Here is an 18,888-nt window from a genome sequence, read left to right on the forward strand (position 1 = left end):
GCCCTGAGTACCCAAGTGGCGCTTTGGCAAACGGTGCACGCGCACCGCCGCAGGCTCGTTTGCTTGCGGAGTTTGCGTTATTGACGGACGCGTCGCTCGAGCAAACGGGCCGCGCCTCGCTGAGTGTCTGAAGCCAGCGAATTTCTGATGGAAGTAACATCGACCACATGCGAACGCCTAGGCGCCGGTTATCTCCTGACGATCGGCGATCAGAGTTGCTGGCGCTCGGTGCGGAGGTTTTCGGCAAGCGACCCTATGACGAGGTCCGCATCGACGAGATCGCCGAACGCGCCGGGGTGTCGCGCGCGCTCATGTACCACTACTTCCCGGACAAGCGCGCGTTCTTCGCCGCGGTGGTCAAGGGGCAGGCCGATCAGCTGTTCGAGACCAGCCATAACCTGCCGTCGCCGGGGCAGTCGCTGTTCGAAGAGGTGCGGACCGGCGTGCTGGCGTACATGCAGTATCACCAGGAGCATCCACACGCCGCGTGGGCCGCGTACGTCGGTCTCGGCCGTTCCGACCCGGTGCTGCTCGGCATCGACGACGAGGCCAAGGATCGCCAGATGGAGCACATCATGAGGCGCATCCTCGAGGTGGAGGGTCCGGAGAACAAGCTCGAACCGGACGTCGAGCGGGATCTGCGGATCATGGTCCACGGCTGGCTGGCCCTCACGTTCGAGGTGTGCCGGCAGCGGATCATGCACCCGTCGACCGATGCCGACCGCCTCGCCGACGCCTGCGCGCATGCGTTGCTCGACGCGGTTGCCCGGGTGCCCGGGATCCCGGAGCAACTCGCCAAAGCGGTGGGCCCCGACCAGCGCTGATCGCCGATCCAGGGTTTGCCGGTTGACGCCAACGTAATTTGGCAAACGTTCAACAGCTTCGACGTAGCATCGAAATATGGCAGGGCGCAGGCGGCGGTTGTCCCCGGATGACCGGCGCTCGGAGTTGCTGGCGCTGGGGTCGCAGGCCTTCGGCGAGCGGCCCTACGACGAGGTCCGCATCGACGAGATCGCCGAACGCGCGGGAGTTTCGCGTGCCCTGATGTACCACTACTTCCCCGACAAGCGGGCCTTCTTCGCCGCCGTCGTCAAGGACGAAGCCGAGCAGCTTTACGCGGCGACCGAGAATCCGCCCGACCCCGGAGGCACGCTGTTCCAGCGGGTGCGCGCCGGGGTGCTGGCCTATGTGGACTATCACCAGAACCATCCGCACGCCGCCTGGGCGGTGTATGTGCGCGCCGGCCGCTACGACCCCGTCCTGGTCGAAATCGACGACGAGGCCAAGAACCGCCAGATGCAGCGGATCATGGGGGCGGCCAGCGCGCTGGTGCCCGGAGGAATGAGCAACGGATTCGCCCCGGCCGTCGAGCGCGACCTGCGGGCAGCGGTGTTCGGCTGGCTGTCGTTCACCTTCGAGATGTGCCGGCAGCGCATCCTGGACCCCACGATCGACGCGAACTATCTCGGCGACACCTGCGCGCATGCGCTGCTGGACGCGATCGGCCGGGTGCCCGACATTCCGCCGGAGCTGGCCGCGGCGGTCTCGCCGGAGCGACGCTGATGTCGGTGCCGGTTGGCACCATGGCCGGATGAGCTCTGACCCGCTGGCCCGGTTCAGCGCCGTGACGCGCGACTGGTTCGCCGGCACCTTCGCGGCGCCGACGCCCGCGCAGGCCGAGGCGTGGGCGGCCATCGCCGACGGCCACCACACCCTGGTGATCGCGCCCACCGGCTCAGGCAAGACGCTGGCCGCGTTCCTGTGGGCAATCGATGACCTAGCCGGGTCCGCCGACCGCGAGCCGGGCACCCGGGTGCTGTACGTGTCGCCGCTGAAGGCGCTGGCCGTCGACGTCGAGCGCAACCTGCGCGCCCCGCTGGCCGGCATGACCCGGGTGGCCGAGCGACGCGGCCTGCCCGTCCCGCAGATCAGCGTCGGACTGCGATCGGGGGACACACCGCCCGCACGCCGCCGCCAGCTGATCAGCACGCCGCCCGATGTGCTGATCACGACGCCCGAGTCGCTGTTTTTGATGCTGACGTCGGCGGCCCGGCAGACCCTGGCCGGGGTGCAGACGGTGATCGTCGACGAGGTGCACGCCATCGCGGCCAGCAAGCGCGGCGCCCACCTGGCGCTGTCGCTGGAACGGCTCGACTCGCTGACCGAGCGGCCTGCCCAGCGGATCGGGCTGTCGGCCACCGTCCGCCCGCCCGAGGAGGTCGCCCGGTTCCTGGCCGGTGCGGCGCCGACGACCATCGTGTCTCCCCCGGCTGCCAAGACTTTCGAGCTGACCGTGCAGGTGCCGGTCCCCGACATGACCAACCTGGCCGACAACACGATCTGGCCCGATGTCGAGGCGCGGCTGGTCGATCTGATCGAAGCGCACAACTCGACGATCGTGTTCGCCAACTCGCGGCGCCTGGCGGAGCGACTTACCGCCCGGCTCAACGAGATTCATGCCGAACGCAGTGGTGTCGAACTGGATGCCGCAGGGAACCCGCAGGTGGCCGGCGGAGCGCCCGCACACCTGTTGGGCAGTGGCCAAAGCTACGGCGCGCCAACGGTCTTGGCGCGCGCCCACCATGGCTCGGTGAGCAAGGAGCAGCGCGCCGTCGTCGAGGAGGACCTGAAAAGCGGGCGGCTCAAAGCCGTCGTCGCGACGTCCAGCCTGGAACTGGGCATCGACATGGGCGCGGTCGATCTCGTGATCCAGGTGGAGGCGCCGCCGTCGGTGGCCAGCGGCCTGCAGCGCATCGGCCGGGCCGGGCACCAGGTCGGCGAGATCTCCCGCGGCGTGGTGTTCCCCAAGCACCGCACCGATTTGATCGGCTGCGCGGTCACCGTGCAACGCATGCTCGACGGGCAGATCGAGACCATGCGGGTGCCCACCAATCCGCTCGACATCCTCGCCCAGCACACCGTGGCGGCCGCGGCGCTCGAGCCGCTGGATGCCGACCGCTGGTTCGACACCGTAAGGCGCAGCGCGCCGTTCGCGACGCTGCCGCGCAGCGCGTTCGAGGCCGTGCTGGACCTGCTGGCCGGCAAGTACCCGTCCACCGAGTTCGCCGAGCTGCGGCCGCGGCTGGTCTACGACCGCGACACCGGCACCTTGACCGCGCGGCCGGGCGCGCAGCGGCTGGCGGTCACCTCTGGCGGCTCGATCCCCGACCGCGGTCTGTTCACCGTCTGGCTTGCCACCGAAAAGCCTTCGCGCGTCGGAGAACTCGACGAGGAAATGGTCTACGAGTCGCGGCCCGGCGATGTCATCTCGCTGGGTGCCACCAGCTGGCGGATCACCGAGATCACCCACGACCGGGTGCTGGTGCTCCCGGCGCCGGGTCAGCCGGCCCGGCTGCCGTTCTGGCGCGGCGACGACGTCGGTCGCCCGGCCGAGCTGGGTGCCGCGCTCGGCGCGTTCACCGGAGAACTGGCCGGCCTGGGCCAGGGTGAGTTTGAAAAGCGTTGCGCCGAATTGGGTTTCAACGACTACGCGACCGAGAATCTGCGCCGGCTGCTCGACGACCAGCGCGCCGCCACCACCGTCGTGCCCACCGACACCACCTTGCTGGTCGAGCGGTTCCGCGACGAGCTCGGCGACTGGCGGGTGATCCTGCACTCGCCGTATGGACTTCGGGTACACGGCCCGCTGGCGCTGGCGGTGAGCCGCCGGCTGGCCGAGCGCTACGGCATCGACGAGAAACCCACCGCGTCCGACGACGGCATCGTGGTGCGATTGCCCGACACCGACGGCGCCGAGCCGCCGGGCGCGGAGCTTTTCGTGTTCGACGCCGACGAGATCGACCCGATCGTCACCGCCGAAGTGGGCGGTTCGGCGCTGTTCGCGTCGCGGTTCCGGGAATGCGCGGCCCGTGCTCTGCTGCTGCCGCGCCGCCATCCCGGCAAGCGTTCGCCGCTGTGGCATCAACGCCAGCGCGCGGCGCAATTGCTCGACGTGGCACGCAAATATCCCGACTTTCCGATCGTGCTGGAGACCATCCGGGAATGCCTGCAGGACGTCTACGACGTGCCGATGCTGGCCTCGTTGATGGCTGATATCGCGCAGCGCCGGGTGCGGATGCTGGAGGCCGAGACGGCGACGCCCTCGCCGTTTGCGGCGTCGCTGCTGTTCGGTTATGTCGGGGCGTTCATGTACGAGGGCGACAGCCCGCTGGCCGAACGCCGGGCTGCCGCACTGTCGCTGGATGCCACGCTGCTCGCGGAGCTGCTGGGCCGCGTCGAGTTGCGCGAGCTGTTGGACCCGGAGGTCGTGGCCGCCACGGCCCGGCAGTTGCAGCACTTGTCGGCAGACCGGGCGGCGCGCGACGCCGAGGCGGTCGCCGACCTGCTGCGGCTGCTGGGCCCGCTGACCGAAGAGGAGGTCGCCGCCCGAGCCGGCGGCGCCGACGTTGGCGGCTGGCTGGAGGGACTGCGTGCGACCAAACGCGCGCTGACGGTGTCGTTCGCCGGGCAGACCTGGTGGGTGGCCATCGAGGACATCGGCCGGCTGCGCGACGGCGTCGGGGTGGCGGTGCCGGTCGGGGTGCCCGTGAGCTTCACCGAGACGGTCGCCGACCCGCTGGGCGAGTTGCTCGGCCGCTACGCCCGCACGCATGGCCCGTTCACCACCGCCGAGGCCGCCGCCCGGTTCGGGCTGGGCCTGCGGGTGGCGGGCGACGTGCTGGGCCGGCTGGCCGCCGACGGGCGGCTGGTCCGCGGCGAATTCACCGGCGACGACCAGTGGTGCGACGTCGACGTGCTGCGGATTGTGCGGCGACGCTCGCTGGCGGCGCTGCGCGCGCAGGTCGAGCCGGTCAGCACCACCGCCTACGCGCGCTTCCTGCCGGCCTGGCAGCACGTCGGGTCGGCGAACAACACAGGCATCGACGGGCTGGCCGCCGTCGTCGACCAGCTCGCCGGTGTGCCGCTGCCGGCCTCGGCGATCGAGCGGCTGGTGCTTGCGCCGCGGGTGCGGGACTACTCCCCCGCGATGCTCGACGAGCTGCTGGCTTCCGGGGAGGTGGTCTGGTCGGGCGCCGGGTCGATCTCGGGCTCGGACGGCTGGATCGCGTTCCACGCCGCGGATGCGGCGCCGTTGACGTTGGCCGCCGGCACCGAGATCGAGTTCACCGACGCCCACCGCGCCATCTTGGACACGCTGGCCGGCGGCGGCGCGTTCTTCTTCCGCCAACTGGCTACCGACATCTCCGAGAGCGAACTGAAAACCGCGCTGTGGGAACTGATTTGGGCGGGCTGGGTCACCGGCGACACGTTCGCGCCGGTTCGCGCGATGCTTGGCGGGGCCAGGCGGTCCCGGCCCGCGCATCGGCACCCGCGTCGTCCACCGCGGTTGAGCCGCTACAGCGTGGCGCACGCGGCGACCCGCGCCAGCGATGCGACGGTGGCCGGGCGGTGGTCGGCCCTGCCGGCTCCCGAGCCGGATTCCACGCTGCGCGCCCACTACCAGGCCGAGCTGCTGCTGGGGCGCCACGGCGTGCTGACCCGCGGTGCGGTCGCCGCCGAATCGGTTCCCGGCGGGTTCGCCACGCTGTACAAGGTGCTGACGGCGTTCGAGGACGCCGGGCGCTGCCAGCGGGGCTACTTCGTGGAGTCCTTGGGCGGCGCGCAGTTCGCCGTCGCCTCGACGGTGGACCGGTTGCGCAGCTACCTCGACGGCGTCGACCCGGAGCGGCCCGCCTACCGGGCCGTGGCATTGGCCGCCGCAGACCCGGCCAATCCGTATGGCGCGGCGCTGCCCTGGCCGCCCACCGACGGCGCCGCCCGGCCGGGCCGCAAAGCCGGGGCGCTCGTCGTCGTGGTGGACGGTGCGCTGGCCTGGTTTTTGGAGCGCGGCGGACGGACGCTGCTGAGCTTCACCGACGACCCCGAGGCCGCCCGCGCCGCGGCGGCGGCGCTGGCCGATCTGGTCGGCGCCGGCCGCGTCGAGTCGATTCTGGTCGAGCGTGTCAACGGCGTGCCGATCCTGCAATTGCAGGAGTCGACGGTGCACGCGGCGCTGACCGCCGCCGGGTTCGCGCGCACGCCCCGCGGGTTGCGGTTACGGTAATGCCCGAAGGTGACACCGTCTGGCACACCGCAGCGATGCTGCGCGACGCGTTGTCCGGAAAGACTTTGTCGCGCTGCGACATCCGGGTACCGCGGTATGCGACCGTCGATCTGACCGGCCAAGTGGTCGACGAGGTGCTCAGCCGGGGCAAGCACCTGTTCATCCGGGCCGGATCGGCCAGCATCCACTCGCATCTGAAGATGGACGGCAGCTGGCGGGTCACGGGCCGCCGGGCCGACCACCGGGTGCGGATCATCTTGGAGGCGGGCGACATTCGGGCTGTCGGCATCGACCTCGGCGTGCTGGAGGTCCTCGACCGGGAACACGACCAGGACGTGGTGGCGCACTTGGGCCCTGATCTGCTGGGCGACGATTGGCATCCGGGAATCGCGGCGGCCAATCTGACGGCCGACCCGCAGCGGCCGCTTGCCGAGGCGCTGCTCGACCAGCGGGTAATGGCCGGCATCGGCAACGTCTATTGCAACGAGTTGTGTTTCGTCACCGGCCTTCGGCCCACCGCACCGGTGAGTGCCGTCGCCAACTCGCAGCGGTTGGTCGCCCGGGCGCGAGACATGTTGTGGGCCAATCGTTCCCGGTGGGCACGTTGCACCACCGGCGACACTCGCCCCGGTCGCCAGCTATGGGTGTACGGACGGGCCGGGCAGGGCTGCCGTCGCTGCGGCACACCGATCAGCACCGACAACAGCGGCGACCGCGTCGCGTACTGGTGTCCGGCCTGCCAGCGCTAGTCGGCCTCGGCCGCATAGGCGACGGCGACGTCGGCGGCCAGCGCAGCATTGTCGGCGATCAGCTGCTGGTTGACCGCGACGCTGCGCCCGCCGGTCAGCTCCTCGACCAGCGCCAAGACGGCTGGTGTCACCGCTTGACCGGTCACTCCGGCTTTCTGCACCCGATCGACCGCCTCGGCCAGCACCGGCTCGATATCCAGCTCGGGGTCCGGCGCCCGGCCGAGCAGCAGCCCGGACGAGCCGACCAGCTGCCAGTGAACCGCGGCCACCTGAGCGGCGGCGGCCACGTCGTCGACGCGGGCAGCCACCGGCGGCCCGCCTTCGCCGCGGTAGAACACCGGGAGTGTGTCGGTTCGCCAGCCCAGCACCGGCACGCTGAGCGTCTCGAGCAGCTCGGCCGTCGCCGGGACGTCAAGGATGGCCTTGGCACCCGAGCACACCACCATGGCCAGCGTGCGGGCCAACTCCACCAGATCGGCTGAGATGTCGAGACTTTCGGCGAAGCCGCGGTGCACGCCGCCGATGCCGCCGGTGCCCATGAACCTGATGCCGAGGATGCGGCAAATGGCCAGCGTGCCGCCGACCGTGGTGGCGCCGAGCGCGCGCTGGGCCACGCACGCCGCGATGTCGCGTGCGCCCGCCTTGCGTGCCGCAGTCCCCGCCTCGGCGAAGCGCTCGAGTTCGGCGGCGCTCAGCCCGGCTCGCACGACGCCATCGGCGATGCCGACCGTGCACGGCACGGCACCCGCGGCGCGCACGCGCTGTTCGGCCTCCTGCGCGGCCTGCAGGCCGCGGCCCTGTGAGAAGCCGTGCGAGACCAGCGTGGTTTCCAGCGCAACGACCGGACGGCCCGACGACAGCGCCTCGGCGACCTCGTCGGCCACCTCCAGCACATCCGCCGGTGTCATGCTGTCCATCTTGCGGGAATAGAACGTGCGCCGTGGCGGTTAACCATCGCTGACTGGCCTGTGACCCCGATCACCGACGGGGCCCGGGTCGCGGTGTGAAGGATACGAGCGTGCTAACAGTGCAGAACCGCGTCAGCATCAAGGACACATTGCGGACCGTCGCGAACGCCATGGCCCACAACAGGAGAGAGAAAGCAGCTACGCCGGATCCTGCACCGCTGCGAATTCTGGCGCGAGGCCTCGAGCGCTGCTGACGAAGCGGCGATGAGTACCCGTGATCGGGTCGTCGAATTCGAGCGTGTGAGCCAGCAGCTGCAGCGGCCGGCTGAAGTCATCCGGTGCGACATCAATGACCTTGGGATACAACGGATCTCCGATGATCGGCAGGCCCAGCGAGGCCATGTGCACCCGCAGCTGATGGGTGCGGCCCGTGCGCGGCGTGAGCCGGTACAACCCGTCTCCCAGCGACTCCACCAGAGTCTCCGCGTTGGGCGTGCCGGGCTGCTCGACAGCCTGTAAACACCCACGGCGCTTGACGATTCGGCTGTGCACCACTCGCGGGAATTCGACATCAGGATCGACGGCCGCCCGCGCCAGATACGTCTTGTGCACGGTGCGGCGAGCGAACAGCGTCTGGTAGGCGCCGCGCACCTCGCGGCGCGCGGTGAACAGCAGCACCCCGGCGGTCAACCGGTCCAGCCGGTGGGCCGGCGACAGCTCGGGCAGCTCGAGCTCGCGGCGCAACCGCACCAATGCGGTCTGCGCGACGTGCCGGCCGCGCGGCATGGTGGCCAAAAAGTGCGGCTTGTCGACCACCACGATGTCGTCGTCGCGATACAGCACCGGAATATCGAACGGCACCGGAACTTCCTCGCGCAGTTCGCGATACAGGTACACGAACGAACCCGCGGGCAGCGCCGTCGTCTCGTCGACCGGAGTGCCGTTGGCGTCGACCACCTCCCGCGGCCGCACACCGAAGCGCGAATTCAGCTCGGCCAGTACCGGTCCGCCGCGTAACCGCAACCGCGCCGGCCCCAGCCCGTCGCGCACCGGCAACGGCGCCGGCCTCACGTTAACGGCACCGGCTCGAGAATCTCGGCGCGAGCCTCCGGAGCGGCGGCCCGCAGCGCATCGGCGGACGCGTCGTCGGGCTGGGCCTGCGAGAGTATCTCGGCCTCCACCCGCGCCGTGTACGTCTCGACCTCGCGGTCGATGTCGGCGGAAGTCCAGCCCAGGATCGGTGCGACGATCTCGGCCACCTCACGCGCGCAGTCGACGCCCCGGTGCGGGTACTCGATGGAGATCCGCATCCGGCGCGCCAGGATGTCCTCGAGATGCAGCGCGCCCTCGGCGGCAGCGGCGTAGGCGGCCTCGACCCGCAGGTAGACCGGCGCCGCAGCGATCGGGTTCAGCAGGTCCGGGCGGTCGTCGGCCATCGCCAGCACCTCGCCGATCAGCGAGCCGTAGCGGTCCAGCAGATGACGCACCCGATACGGGTGCAGGCCGTGCAGCTCGCCGACATGTTCGGTCTGGTTGATCAGCGCGAAGTAGCCGTCGGCGCCCAGCAGGCGCACCTTCTCGGTGATCGACGGCGCCACCCGGGCCGGAACATATTGCGCCGCAGCGTCAATCGCGTCGGCGGCCATCACCCGATAGGTGGTGTACTTGCCTCCGGCGATCGCGACCAAACCGGGCGCGGGCACCGCCACCGCGTGCTCGCGGGACAGCTTCGAGGTGTCGTCGCTTTCCCCGGCCAGCAGCGGTCGCAGCCCGGCGTACACCCCGTCGATGTCGGCGTGGGTCAGCGGCGTGGTCAGCACGGTGTTGACCGTGCCGAGGATGTAGTCGATGTCGGCCTTGGTGGCCGCGGGGTGGGCCAGGTCGAGATTCCAGTCGGTGTCGGTGGTGCCGATGATCCAGTGGCTGCCCCACGGGATCACGAACATCACCGACTTCTCGGTGCGCAGGATGATCGCGACGTCGCTGACGATGCGGTCGCGGGGCACCACGATGTGCACGCCCTTGGAGGCGCGAACCTGAAATCGCCCGCGCTGCTTGGACAATGCCTGAATCTCGTCGGTCCACACCCCCGTCGCGTTGACCACGACATGACCGCGCACGTCGGTGACCGCGCCGTCCTCGGAGTCGCGGACCCGCACCCCGGTTACCCGGTCACCTTCGCGCAGTAACGCGATCACCTGAGTGGACGAGCGGACCACCGCGCCGTAATGCGCGGCGGTGCGCGCGACGGTCATGGTGTGGCGGGCGTCGTCGACCACGGTGTCGTAGTAGCGGATCCCACCGATCAGCGAGCTGCGCCGCAGGCCCGGGCACAGCCTCAAAGCGCCTGCGCGAGTCAAATGCTTTTGCGCCGGAACGGATTTCGCGCCGCCGAGCTGGTCGTAGAGGAAGATGCCGGCCGCCACGTAGGGCCGTTCCCACCACCGCCTGGTCAGCGGGTACAGAAACGGCAACGGCTTGACCAGATGCGGCGCCAACGTCGTCAACGACAGCTCGCGCTCGAAGAGGGCCTCGCGGACGAGCCCGAACTCCAGCTGCTCGAGATAGCGCAGCCCGCCGTGAAACATCTTCGACGACCGGCTCGAGGTCCCGGAGGCGTAGTCGCGGGCCTCGACCATCGCCACCTTCAGACCGCGGGTGGCGGCATCCAGTGCGCAGCCGGAGCCCACCACGCCGCCGCCGATGACCACCACGTCGAATTGCTCGGCGCCGAGCCGCTCCCAGGCGGAGGCGCGTTGCGCTGGCCCCAGCGACGAAGCCGGCCAGAACTGATCGCTCACGGCGCAGGACTCCTGTTACTCGTCGGTAGCACTGGCCTAAGGCTACCGGCAGCTAGTCCAGATCGTCGTGCGCCATCAACCGGCGGGCCGCCTCGGTGATCGAACCCGACAGCGACGGGTAGACCACCAACGTGCGGGCCAACTGGTTGACGGTGATGCGGTTCTGCACGGCGACGGCGATCGGCAGGATCAGCTCCGAAGCGATCGGCGCCACCACCACCCCGCCGATCACCACGCCGGTGGCCTGCCGGCAGAACAGCTTGACGAAACCGTGCCGCAGCTCCGACATCTTGGCCCGCGCGTTGGTCCGCAGCGGCAGCATGATCGTGCGGGCCAGCACCGAGCCGTTGTCGATGGCCGACTGCGGCACCCCGACCGCGGCGATCTCGGGCCGGGTGAACACCGCCGCGGCGACCGTGCGCAGCCGGATCGGGGTGACGGCCTCGCCCAGGGCGTGCCACATAGCGATCCGGCCCTGCATCGCCGCGACGGACGCCAACGGCAGCAAACCGGTGCAGTCCCCTGCGGCGTAGATGCCGGGCACCGACGTGCGTGACACCCGGTCGACGGTCAGGTAGTTGCCGCGGCCCAGCTCGATGCCCACCCGCTCCAAGCCCAGGCCGGCGGTGTTGGGCGTCGACCCGATCGTCATCAGCGCATGGCTGCCCTCGACGCTGCGACCGTCGGTCATTTTCACCAGGACTCCGCCGTCGGTGCGGGTGACCGAGTCGGCGCGGGCGTTCTTGACCAGCTTGACCCCGCGTTCGGCGAACGACTCCTCCAATACCAGCGCGGCGTCGGCGTCTTCGTAGGGCAGCACCCGGTCCCGGCTGGCCACCACCGTCACCTCGACGCCGAGCTCGGTGTAGGCGTTGACGAACTCGGCGCCGGTCACCCCGGAGCCGACGACGATCAGGTGGTCGGGCAGCGAGTCCAGGTCGTAGAGCTGGCGCCAGGTCAGGATGCGCTCGTCGTCGGGCTGCGCCGACGGCAGGATTCGCGGGCTGGCGCCGGTGGCGATCAGCACCACGTCGGCGTCGAGTTCGGTGGTGCTGCCGTCGTCGGCGGTCACCTTGATGCAGTGCCGGGCCAGGCCGGGGCTGGTGTCGACCAGCTCGCCTTTGCCGGCGATCACCTCGACGCCCATCGAGAGCAGCTGGGCCGTGATGTCGGCGGACTGCTCGGCGGCCAGCGTCTTGACCCGCTGGTGGATTTCCGGCAGCGAGATCTTGGCGTCGTCGATGTCGATGTCGAACCCGAGGCGCGCGGCGCGGCGCAGCTCGGTGCGCAGCCCGGTGGAGGCGATGAACGTCTTGGACGGCACGCAGTCGGCCAGCACGGCCGCGCCGCCGATGCCGTCGGAGTCGACGACGGTGACCTGAGCGTCGCGCGCGGCGGCGACCAGCGCCGCCTCATAGCCGGCCGGTCCTCCGCCGATGATCACGATGCGGGTCGCCACGATCCCTAACCTATCGTGGGCTGGCGTTTAAGCTTTCCCCGTGCCGCTCTACGCCGCGTACGGGTCGAACATGCATCCGGAGCAGATGCTGCAGCGGGCGCCCCACTCGCCGATGGCCGGCACCGGCTGGCTGCACGGCTGGCGGCTGACGTTCGGCGGCGAGGACATCGGCTGGGAAGGCGCGCTGGCCACCGTCGTCGAGGACCCGAACTCGAAGGTGTTCGTCGTGCTCTACGACGTCACACCGGCAGACGAGAAGAACCTCGACCGCTGGGAAGGGTCCGAGCTGGGGATCCACAAGAAGATCCGGTGCCGCGTGGAGCGGTTGTCGTCGGACACCACGACCGATCCCGTGCTGGCATGGCTGTATGTGGTGGACGCCTGGGAAGGCGGTTTGCCGTCGGCTCATTACCTGGGTGTGATGGCCGACGCCGCTGAAATCGCCGGCGCGCCAGAAGAATACGTGCACGACCTGCGCACCCGGCCGGCCCGCAACATCGGCCCCGGCCACGGCGAGTAGCCGTGCACGCTCGCGGCTAGAAGGCGGCCGCCTGCTCGACGATGTTGACCATCACCCGCACCCCGATCGCCAGGGCCCGCTCGTCGAGGTCGAACGTCGGCTGGTGCAGGTCCAGCTGCGGACCCTGACCCGACCACACGCCCAGCCGGGCCATCGCACCGGGGACTTCTTCCAGATACCAGGAGAAGTCCTCGCCGCCGCCGGACTGCCGGGTGTCGGCCAGCACGTCGGGGCCGACGGCCTCGATGGCGTGCGCCAGGATCCGCGTCGACACCTCCTCGTTGACTACCGGCGGCACCCCGCGGTGATAAGCCAGCGTGTGCTCGATGCCGAGCGGCGCCAACAGTGACGACACCGCCTCGCGGATGATGTCCTCCAGGCTCTGCCAGGTTTCCCGGCTTGCCGTGCGCACGGTGCCGGCCAGCACGCCGGTCTGCGGGATGGCGTTGGCCGCCACGCCCGCGTTCACCGCGCCCCACACCAGCACGGTGCTCTTACGCGGGTCGATGCGGCGCGACAACACACCGGGCACCCCGGTGATCAGCGTGCCGATCCCGTAGACCAGGTCGGCGGTCAGGTGCGGCCGCGAGGTGTGGCCGCCGGGCGAATGCAGGGTGATTTCCAGCCGGTCGGCCGCGGACGTGATCGGGCCGGGTTTCACCGCGACCCGGCCGACCGCCAGCCGGGGGTCGCAGTGCAGCGCGAAGATGCGGGTCACCCCGGCCAGCGCGCCGGCGGCGATCGCGTCGATCGCGCCGCCGGGCATCAGCTCCTCGGCGGCCTGGAAGATCAGCCGCACCCCGACCGGCAGCTCGGGCACCGACGCCAGCGACAGCGCGGTACCCAGCAGGATCGCGGTGTGCGCGTCGTGCCCGCAGGCATGCGCGACGTTGGGCATCGTCGACGCGTACGGGGCACCGGTCCGCTCGGCCATCGGCAACGCGTCCATGTCGGCCCGCAGCGCGATCCGCGGCTCGTGGTCCGGGCCGAAATCACAGGTCAATCCCGTCCCACCCGGCAGCACCTTGGGGTTGAGCCCAGCGTCGGCCAACCGCTCGGCGACGAACTGCGTGGTGGCGAACTCCTGGCGGCCCAGCTCCGGGTAGCGGTGGATGTGCCGGCGCCACTCGATCAGGTCGTCGTGGTGGGCCGTCAGCCAGGATTCGGCGGCGTCGATCAGGCTCATGACGCCGTCCGCAACTCGCGCGCCGCCAGCACCCGGTCGCGTTGCTCCGGCGACTCGGCAAGGTGAACCACCGTGCGCGCCAACATGATTGCGCCGTCGAGCACCGCCTGGTCGGCGCTGGGGCCGGCCGCGGCGGCGGTGAAGGCGGGCTGGTGCAGCACCGCGCCGTCGGCGTCGACGGCCACCAGCGGGTGGATTCCGGGCAGCAGCTGCGTGATGTTGCCCATGTCGGTGCTGCCCACCGGCAGCGTCGGCTCCAGCTGTTCGTCGACCGGTGTGCGCCCCAGCCGCGCCATCTCGTCGCGCACAGTGCCGGCCAGCCATGGGTCGGGCTTGAGCGCCTGGTACGTCGGCTCGAAGTAGCCGACGTCGTAGTCGCAGCCGGTGGCCACCGCCCCGGCCAAAAAGCAGTCGCCGACACGCGCTTCCAGATCGCGCAGCAGCGACGCGTCCGGGGCCCGCAACGCGTACTGCAGTTCGGTGCGCGCCGGGATGACGTTGCTGGCCTGCCCGCCGTCGGTGACGATGCCGTGGACCTGCTGACCCGGCACCAGCTGTTGGCGCAGCAACCCGATGGCGACCTGCGCGACGGTCGCCGCGTCGGCGGCGTTGACGCCGAGAAACGGCGCGGCCGAGGCGTGTGCCTCGCGGCCGGCGTAGGTCACCCGGATTCCCGCCAACGCCAGTGAGCGGGCGGCCGCGATGTCCAGCGGCCCGGGATGAATCATCACCGCGGCCGCGACGTCGTCGAACACTCCGGCGTTCAGCAGCAACACTTTTCCGCCGCCGGACTCCTCGGCGGGGGTGCCGATCAGCGCGACGGTCAGGCCCAGTTCGTCGGCGACCTCGGCCAGCGCCAGCGCGGTGCCGACCGCCGACGCGGCGATGATGTTGTGGCCGCAGGCATGTCCGATCTCCGGCAACGCGTCGTATTCGGCGCACACGCCGATGACCAGTGGGCCGCTGCCGAAGTCGGCGCGAAACGCGGTGCCCAAACCGCCCGCGGCCGGGGTGATCTCGAAACCGCGCTCGGCGACCAGCGCTTGCGTCTTGGCGCAGCTGCGATGCTCGTCGAACGCCAATTCCGGTTCGGCGTGGATTGCGTGGGACAACGCGACCAGGTCGCTGCCACGGCGCCGCACCGCATTCTCGACGGCATCCAACGCGGTGGCTGTGGGCATTCTTGCAGTATCTCACCGGCTAGGCTGCCGCATTGTGACTGGTCCGGCGGATCCCCACGCACTCGCTGGCCGGGCGGCCGAACTCATCGCCGAGGGCACCGGCGTCGCCGAGCACGACGTCGCGATTGTGCTCGGGTCGGGATGGGCGCCGGCCATCGCCGCGCTGGGCCCGCCGACCGCGGTGCTGCCAATGGCCGAGCTGCCCGGGTTTACTCCGCCGACCGCCGTCGGGCACACCGGTCAGGTGCTGTCGGTGCCGGTCGGTGAGCACCGGGTGCTGGTGCTGGCCGGCCGGATTCACGCCTATGAAGGCCATGACCTCCTGCACGTCGTGCATCCGGTGCGGGCGGCGTGTGCGGCCGGCGCGCGGGTTGTCGTGCTGACCAACGCGGCAGGCGGGCTGCGCGACGACTTCGAGGTCGGCCAGCCGGTGCTGATCAGCGACCACCTGAACCTGACCGCGCGCTCTCCGCTGGTCGGGCCACAGTTCGTCGACCTGGTCGACGCGTACTCGCCGCGGCTGCGGGCGCTGGCCCGCGAGGTCGACCCGGCGCTGGTCGAAGGCGTGTACGCCGGCCTGCCGGGCCCGCACTACGAGACCCCGGCCGAGATCCGGATGCTGCGGGTGCTCGGCGCCGATCTGGTGGGCATGTCCACGGTGCACGAGACGATCGCGGCCCGCGCTGCCGGTGCCGAGGTGCTCGGGGTGTCGCTGGTGACCAACCTGGCGGCGGGGATCACCGGCGAGCCGCTCAGCCACGTCGAGGTGCTGGCGGCCGGCGCCGCGTCGGCGACCCGGATGGGTTCGCTGCTGGCCGATGTGGTCGCGCGCGTGTGAACCCGCCGGCGACGATGCAGAGCGAAGCGATGAGGAGGAGCGGCGCATAAACCCCGAGGACTGGATCACTCACGACCCCGACCCGGTGACGGCCGCCGAGCTCGCCGCATGTGACGCCGCCGAACTGGCTGCGCGGTTCGCCCGGCCGCTGACGTTCGGCACCGCCGGTTTGCGCGGGCCGGTCCGCGGCGGTCCCGACGCCATGAACCTCGCCGTGGTGCTGCGCGCGACGTGGGCGGTGGCGCAGGTCCGCAAAGCCGGCACCGTCGTCGTCGGCCGCGACGCCCGGCACGGATCGGCTGCATTCGCCGTCGCAGCGGCGGAAGTCCTTGCTGCCGCAGGGTTTTCGGTGGTATTGCTGTCCGGCCCCGTGCCCACGCCGGTGCTCGCGTTTGCGGTGCGCCATCTCGGCGCGGCGGCCGGCATCCAAATCACCGCCTCGCACAACCCGCCCGCCGACAACGGGTACAAGGTGTATTTCGACGGCGGAATCCAGATCGTCCCGCCCATCGACCGCGACATCGAAAACGCCATGGCCGCAGCGCCTTTCGCTGACCAGATACCCAGAGCTCCGGTCGAGCGCGCCGACACCGATCTGGTGGACCGCTATATCGAGCGCGCCGCGGCGGTGCGACGCTCGAAGGGTCCGCTCCGGGTGGCGCTGACCCCGTTGCATGGTGTGGGCGGTGCGGTGGCCGTCGAGACGTTGCGGCGGGCCGGCTTCGGCGAGGTGCACACCGTGGCCGGCCAGTTCGCACCGGACCCCGACTTCCCCACCGTCGCGTTCCCCAACCCCGAGGAGCCGGGCGCCACCGACGCACTGCTGGCGTTGGCCGCCGACGTGGCCGCCGACGTCGCGATCGCACTGGATCCCGACGCCGACCGCTGTGCGGTCGGGATTCGCACCCCGGACGGTTCTTGGCGGATGCTCTCTGGCGACGAAACCGGTTGGCTGCTGGGCGATTACATTCTTTCGCACGCTGAAAGCCCCGGGGCCGCCGTGGTAGCCAGCAGCGTGGTGTCGTCGCGCATGCTGGCCGCGATCGCCGCGCACTACGGCGCGCGCCACGTCGAAACCCTGACCGGCTTCAAATGGCTGGCCCGCGCCGACACCGACCTGCCGGGCGAAACATTGGTCTACGCCTACGAGGAGGCGATTGGGCACTGCGTCGACCCGGACGCGGTTCGCGACAAGGACGGCATCAGCGCCGCGGTACTGGTCTGCGACCTGGTGGCATCGCTCAAACAGCAGGGCCGCACGGTGCCCGACATGCTCGACGAGCTGGCTCGTCGGCATGGCGTGCATGTGGTGGGCGCTGTCTCGAAACCGCTGGGCGACCTGATGAGCCGACTGCGAACCGACCCGCCCCGTCGGCTTGCCGGATTCGGCGTCACCGCAACCGATCTGCGGCCTCGCACCGACGCGCTTGTCTTCACCGGCGGCGACAACGACATGTCGGTAAGGGTGGTGGTGCGGCCTTCGGGCACCGAGCCAAAAGTCAAGTGCTATATCGAGATTCGGTCTGGCGATCGCGACCGCGCGGCCGCGCTGCGCGACGAAGTGGTGGCCGAGATTCAGCGCGGCCCGAACTGGCGATCTCCGGCGTCGCCCAGACCCGGCACGATGTAGGCATTTTCGTCCAGCCCCTCGTCGACCGCCGCAGTGAACAGCCGGACAAACGGCGCTGTCTTCTCCAGCGCCGCAATCCCTTCCGGTGCCGCCACCACGCACAGCACGGTGATGTCGCGGGCACCGCGGCGGTGCAGCAACCCGATGGTGTGCGCCATCGACCCGCCGGTGGCCAGCATCGGGTCGAGAACCATCACCGGCTGGGCGCTCAGATCATCGGGCAGCGCTTCGAGATACGGGACGGGCGAAAAGGTTTCCTCGTCGCGGACCACGCCGACGAAGCCCACCCGGGCTTCCGGCAGCAGCGCGTGCGCCTGGTCGACCATCCCCAGCCCGGCCCGCAGCACCGGCACCAGTAGCGGCGGCGTGGCCAGCCGTACTCCGGTCGTGTCGGCCAGTGGCGTGTGCACCGGGACGGTTTCGCGCGGCGCATCGCGGGTCGCCTCGTAGACCAGCATCAGGGTCAGGTCCCGCAACGCGGCGCGAAACGCGACGTTGTCGGTGCGCTCGTCGCGCAGTGTGGTGAGCCGGGCCGCAGCCAGCGGGTGGTCGACGACACGCACTTCCACGGGAATCGACCTTAGTATTTTCGGGCCGGACACGCTTTATACTCCCGGCATGCGGCGCCGCAGCCGGCGACACGGCAGACGACAGCGGGCCGTCAGCCTATTCGGCGTCTTGGCGGTCTTGACCGCGGTAATGTCTTGGCCGCCAGCACATTTCGCGCCTACAGCACCTCCGGTGAACACCGCCGCCGCTATTCCCACGCCCGCGCACGTCGTCGTCGTGGTGGAGGAGAACCGCTCCTACGCCAACATCATCGGCAACCCTGCCGCCCCCTACATCAACTCGCTGGCCGCCGGTGGCGCGTCGATGACGCAATCCTTCGCCGAAGTGCATCCCAGCCAACCGAACTACTTCGCGCTGTTCGCCGGCAGCACACTCGGCGTCAAGGAGAACAGCTGCCCGGTCAATGCCGGCAATACGCCGAACCTGGGTTCCCAGTTGCTCAGCACCGGACGCACTTTCGCGGGTTACGCGGAAAGCCTGCCGGCCGTCGGCTCGCCGGCGTGCAGTTCGGCCAAATACGCCCGCAAGCACGCGCCGTGGGCAAACTTCGCCAACATCCCGCCCGCTTACTCGCTGCCGTTTTCGGCGTTCCCTGCCAATTACGCCAGCCTGCCGACCGTCTCGTTCGTCATCCCGAATGTCGACAACGACATGCACGACGGCTCGATCGCGCAAGGCGACACCTGGCTGTACCGCAACCTGTCGCCGTACGCCGAATGGGCGAAAGCCAACAACAGCCTGCTGATCCTGACCTGGGACGAGGACGACAACTCCCAACACAACCAGATCCCGACGATCTTCTACGGCGCGCACATCAGGCCGGGCACCTACAGCGAGCCGATCAGCCACTACAACGTGTTGTCCACGCTGCAGCAGATGTACGGGCTGCCCAAGCTCGGCCTGGCCGCGCGGGCCCCGGCGATCACCGACATCTGGGCAGGCTAGCCCGCTCGGGCAGCGCGGGCGGTCGTCGTTATTCTGT

General features: G+C 70.2%; 15 protein-coding genes. 8 read left to right on the forward strand and 7 right to left on the reverse strand.

The genetic code is table 11. From position 1 onward, the window contains the following. Window positions 1-167: 167 nt before the first annotated feature. The 4 genes from MFM001_RS11070 (at window position 168) to nei2 (ending at window position 6,813) form a co-directional block, all read left to right on the forward strand. On the forward strand, window positions 168-824 hold the full coding sequence (locus MFM001_RS11070) for a TetR/AcrR family transcriptional regulator (protein WP_116375315.1): 657 nt from the start codon (window positions 168-170) through the stop codon (window positions 822-824). A 76-nt stretch (window positions 825-900) separates the two neighbouring features. After that, entirely contained in the window at window positions 901-1,563 is a 663-nt protein-coding gene (locus MFM001_RS11075) for a TetR/AcrR family transcriptional regulator (RefSeq protein ID WP_116375316.1), read from the forward strand. 28 nt (window positions 1,564-1,591) lie between these two features. Then, on the forward strand, window positions 1,592-6,064 hold the full coding sequence (locus MFM001_RS11080) for an ATP-dependent helicase (protein WP_116375317.1): 4,473 nt from the start codon (window positions 1,592-1,594) through the stop codon (window positions 6,062-6,064). Beyond that, window positions 6,064-6,813 carry an endonuclease VIII Nei2 gene (gene nei2 / locus MFM001_RS11085; RefSeq protein WP_116375318.1) on the forward strand — a complete coding sequence of 250 codons (750 nt, stop codon included), beginning with the start codon at window positions 6,064-6,066 and terminating at the stop codon, window positions 6,811-6,813. Before MFM001_RS11080 ends, nei2 begins: the two co-directional genes overlap by 1 nt. On the opposite strand, the gene MFM001_RS11090 is transcribed toward nei2, so the two are convergent. The 4 genes from MFM001_RS11090 to MFM001_RS11105 all read right to left on the reverse strand — a co-directional run bounded on the left by MFM001_RS11090 (window position 6,810) and on the right by MFM001_RS11105 (window position 11,981). After that, window positions 6,810-7,721, reverse strand: coding sequence for a pseudouridine-5'-phosphate glycosidase (locus MFM001_RS11090; RefSeq protein WP_116375431.1), 912 nt, complete (start codon window positions 7,719-7,721; stop codon window positions 6,810-6,812). The two genes, nei2 and MFM001_RS11090, sit on opposite strands and share 4 nt — an antisense overlap. Window positions 7,722-7,919: 198 nt before the next feature. Then, entirely contained in the window at window positions 7,920-8,792 is an 873-nt protein-coding gene (locus MFM001_RS11095) for a pseudouridine synthase (RefSeq protein ID WP_116375319.1), read from the reverse strand. After that, the gene (locus MFM001_RS11100) at window positions 8,789-10,522 is read right to left on the reverse strand and encodes a glycerol-3-phosphate dehydrogenase/oxidase (RefSeq protein WP_116375320.1); all 1,734 of its coding nucleotides are present in this window, start codon (window positions 10,520-10,522) and stop codon (window positions 8,789-8,791) included. Before MFM001_RS11100 ends, MFM001_RS11095 begins: the two co-directional genes overlap by 4 nt. Window positions 10,523-10,574: 52 nt before the next feature. After that, entirely contained in the window at window positions 10,575-11,981 is a 1,407-nt protein-coding gene (locus MFM001_RS11105; protein ID WP_116375321.1) for an NAD(P)H-quinone dehydrogenase, read from the reverse strand. A 40-nt stretch (window positions 11,982-12,021) separates the two neighbouring features. On the opposite strand from MFM001_RS11105, the gene MFM001_RS11110 reads away from it, so the two are divergent. Beyond that, window positions 12,022-12,501 (forward strand): gamma-glutamylcyclotransferase, encoded by a 480-nt coding sequence (locus MFM001_RS11110; protein ID WP_116375322.1) that lies wholly within the window; start codon window positions 12,022-12,024, stop codon window positions 12,499-12,501. A gap of 16 nt (window positions 12,502-12,517) precedes the next feature. Here MFM001_RS11110 and MFM001_RS11115 read toward each other — a convergent pair whose 3' ends face one another. Then, complete coding sequence (locus tag MFM001_RS11115; protein ID WP_116375323.1) at window positions 12,518-13,687, reverse strand: amidohydrolase; 1,170 nt, start codon at window positions 13,685-13,687, stop codon at window positions 12,518-12,520. Continuing rightward, window positions 13,684-14,868, reverse strand: a complete 1,185-nt coding sequence (locus MFM001_RS11120; RefSeq protein WP_116375324.1) for a M20 family metallopeptidase — start codon at window positions 14,866-14,868, stop codon at window positions 13,684-13,686. The genes MFM001_RS11115 and MFM001_RS11120 overlap by 4 nt, the downstream gene beginning before the upstream one ends. 34 nt (window positions 14,869-14,902) lie before the next feature. Here MFM001_RS11120 and MFM001_RS11125 point away from each other — a divergent pair, with 34 nt between their 5' ends. Both MFM001_RS11125 and MFM001_RS11130 read left to right on the forward strand, forming a co-directional pair. Next, a complete protein-coding gene (locus MFM001_RS11125; RefSeq protein WP_116375325.1) occupies window positions 14,903-15,706 on the forward strand; it encodes a purine-nucleoside phosphorylase in 804 nt (267 codons plus the stop codon). Window positions 15,707-15,752: 46 nt separating this feature from the next. Further along, window positions 15,753-17,336: a phospho-sugar mutase gene (locus tag MFM001_RS11130; RefSeq protein WP_116375432.1), complete on the forward strand. Its 1,584-nt coding sequence runs from the start codon at window positions 15,753-15,755 to the stop codon at window positions 17,334-17,336. Here the strand turns inward: MFM001_RS11130 and upp are convergent. Next, on the reverse strand, window positions 17,282-17,905 hold the full coding sequence (gene upp, locus MFM001_RS11135; protein WP_116375326.1) for a uracil phosphoribosyltransferase: 624 nt from the start codon (window positions 17,903-17,905) through the stop codon (window positions 17,282-17,284). The two genes, MFM001_RS11130 and upp, sit on opposite strands and share 55 nt — an antisense overlap. A 49-nt stretch (window positions 17,906-17,954) precedes the next feature. Between upp and MFM001_RS11140 the strand changes: the two genes are divergently transcribed. Next, a complete protein-coding gene (locus tag MFM001_RS11140) occupies window positions 17,955-18,851 on the forward strand; it encodes an alkaline phosphatase family protein (protein WP_116375327.1) in 897 nt (298 codons plus the stop codon). Window positions 18,852-18,888: the final 37 nt, after the last annotated feature.

Origin of the sequence: Mycobacterium sp. MFM001, from assembly GCF_003402475.1 — a bacterium.
Classification (GTDB): Bacteria; Actinomycetota; Actinomycetes; order Mycobacteriales; family Mycobacteriaceae; genus Mycobacterium.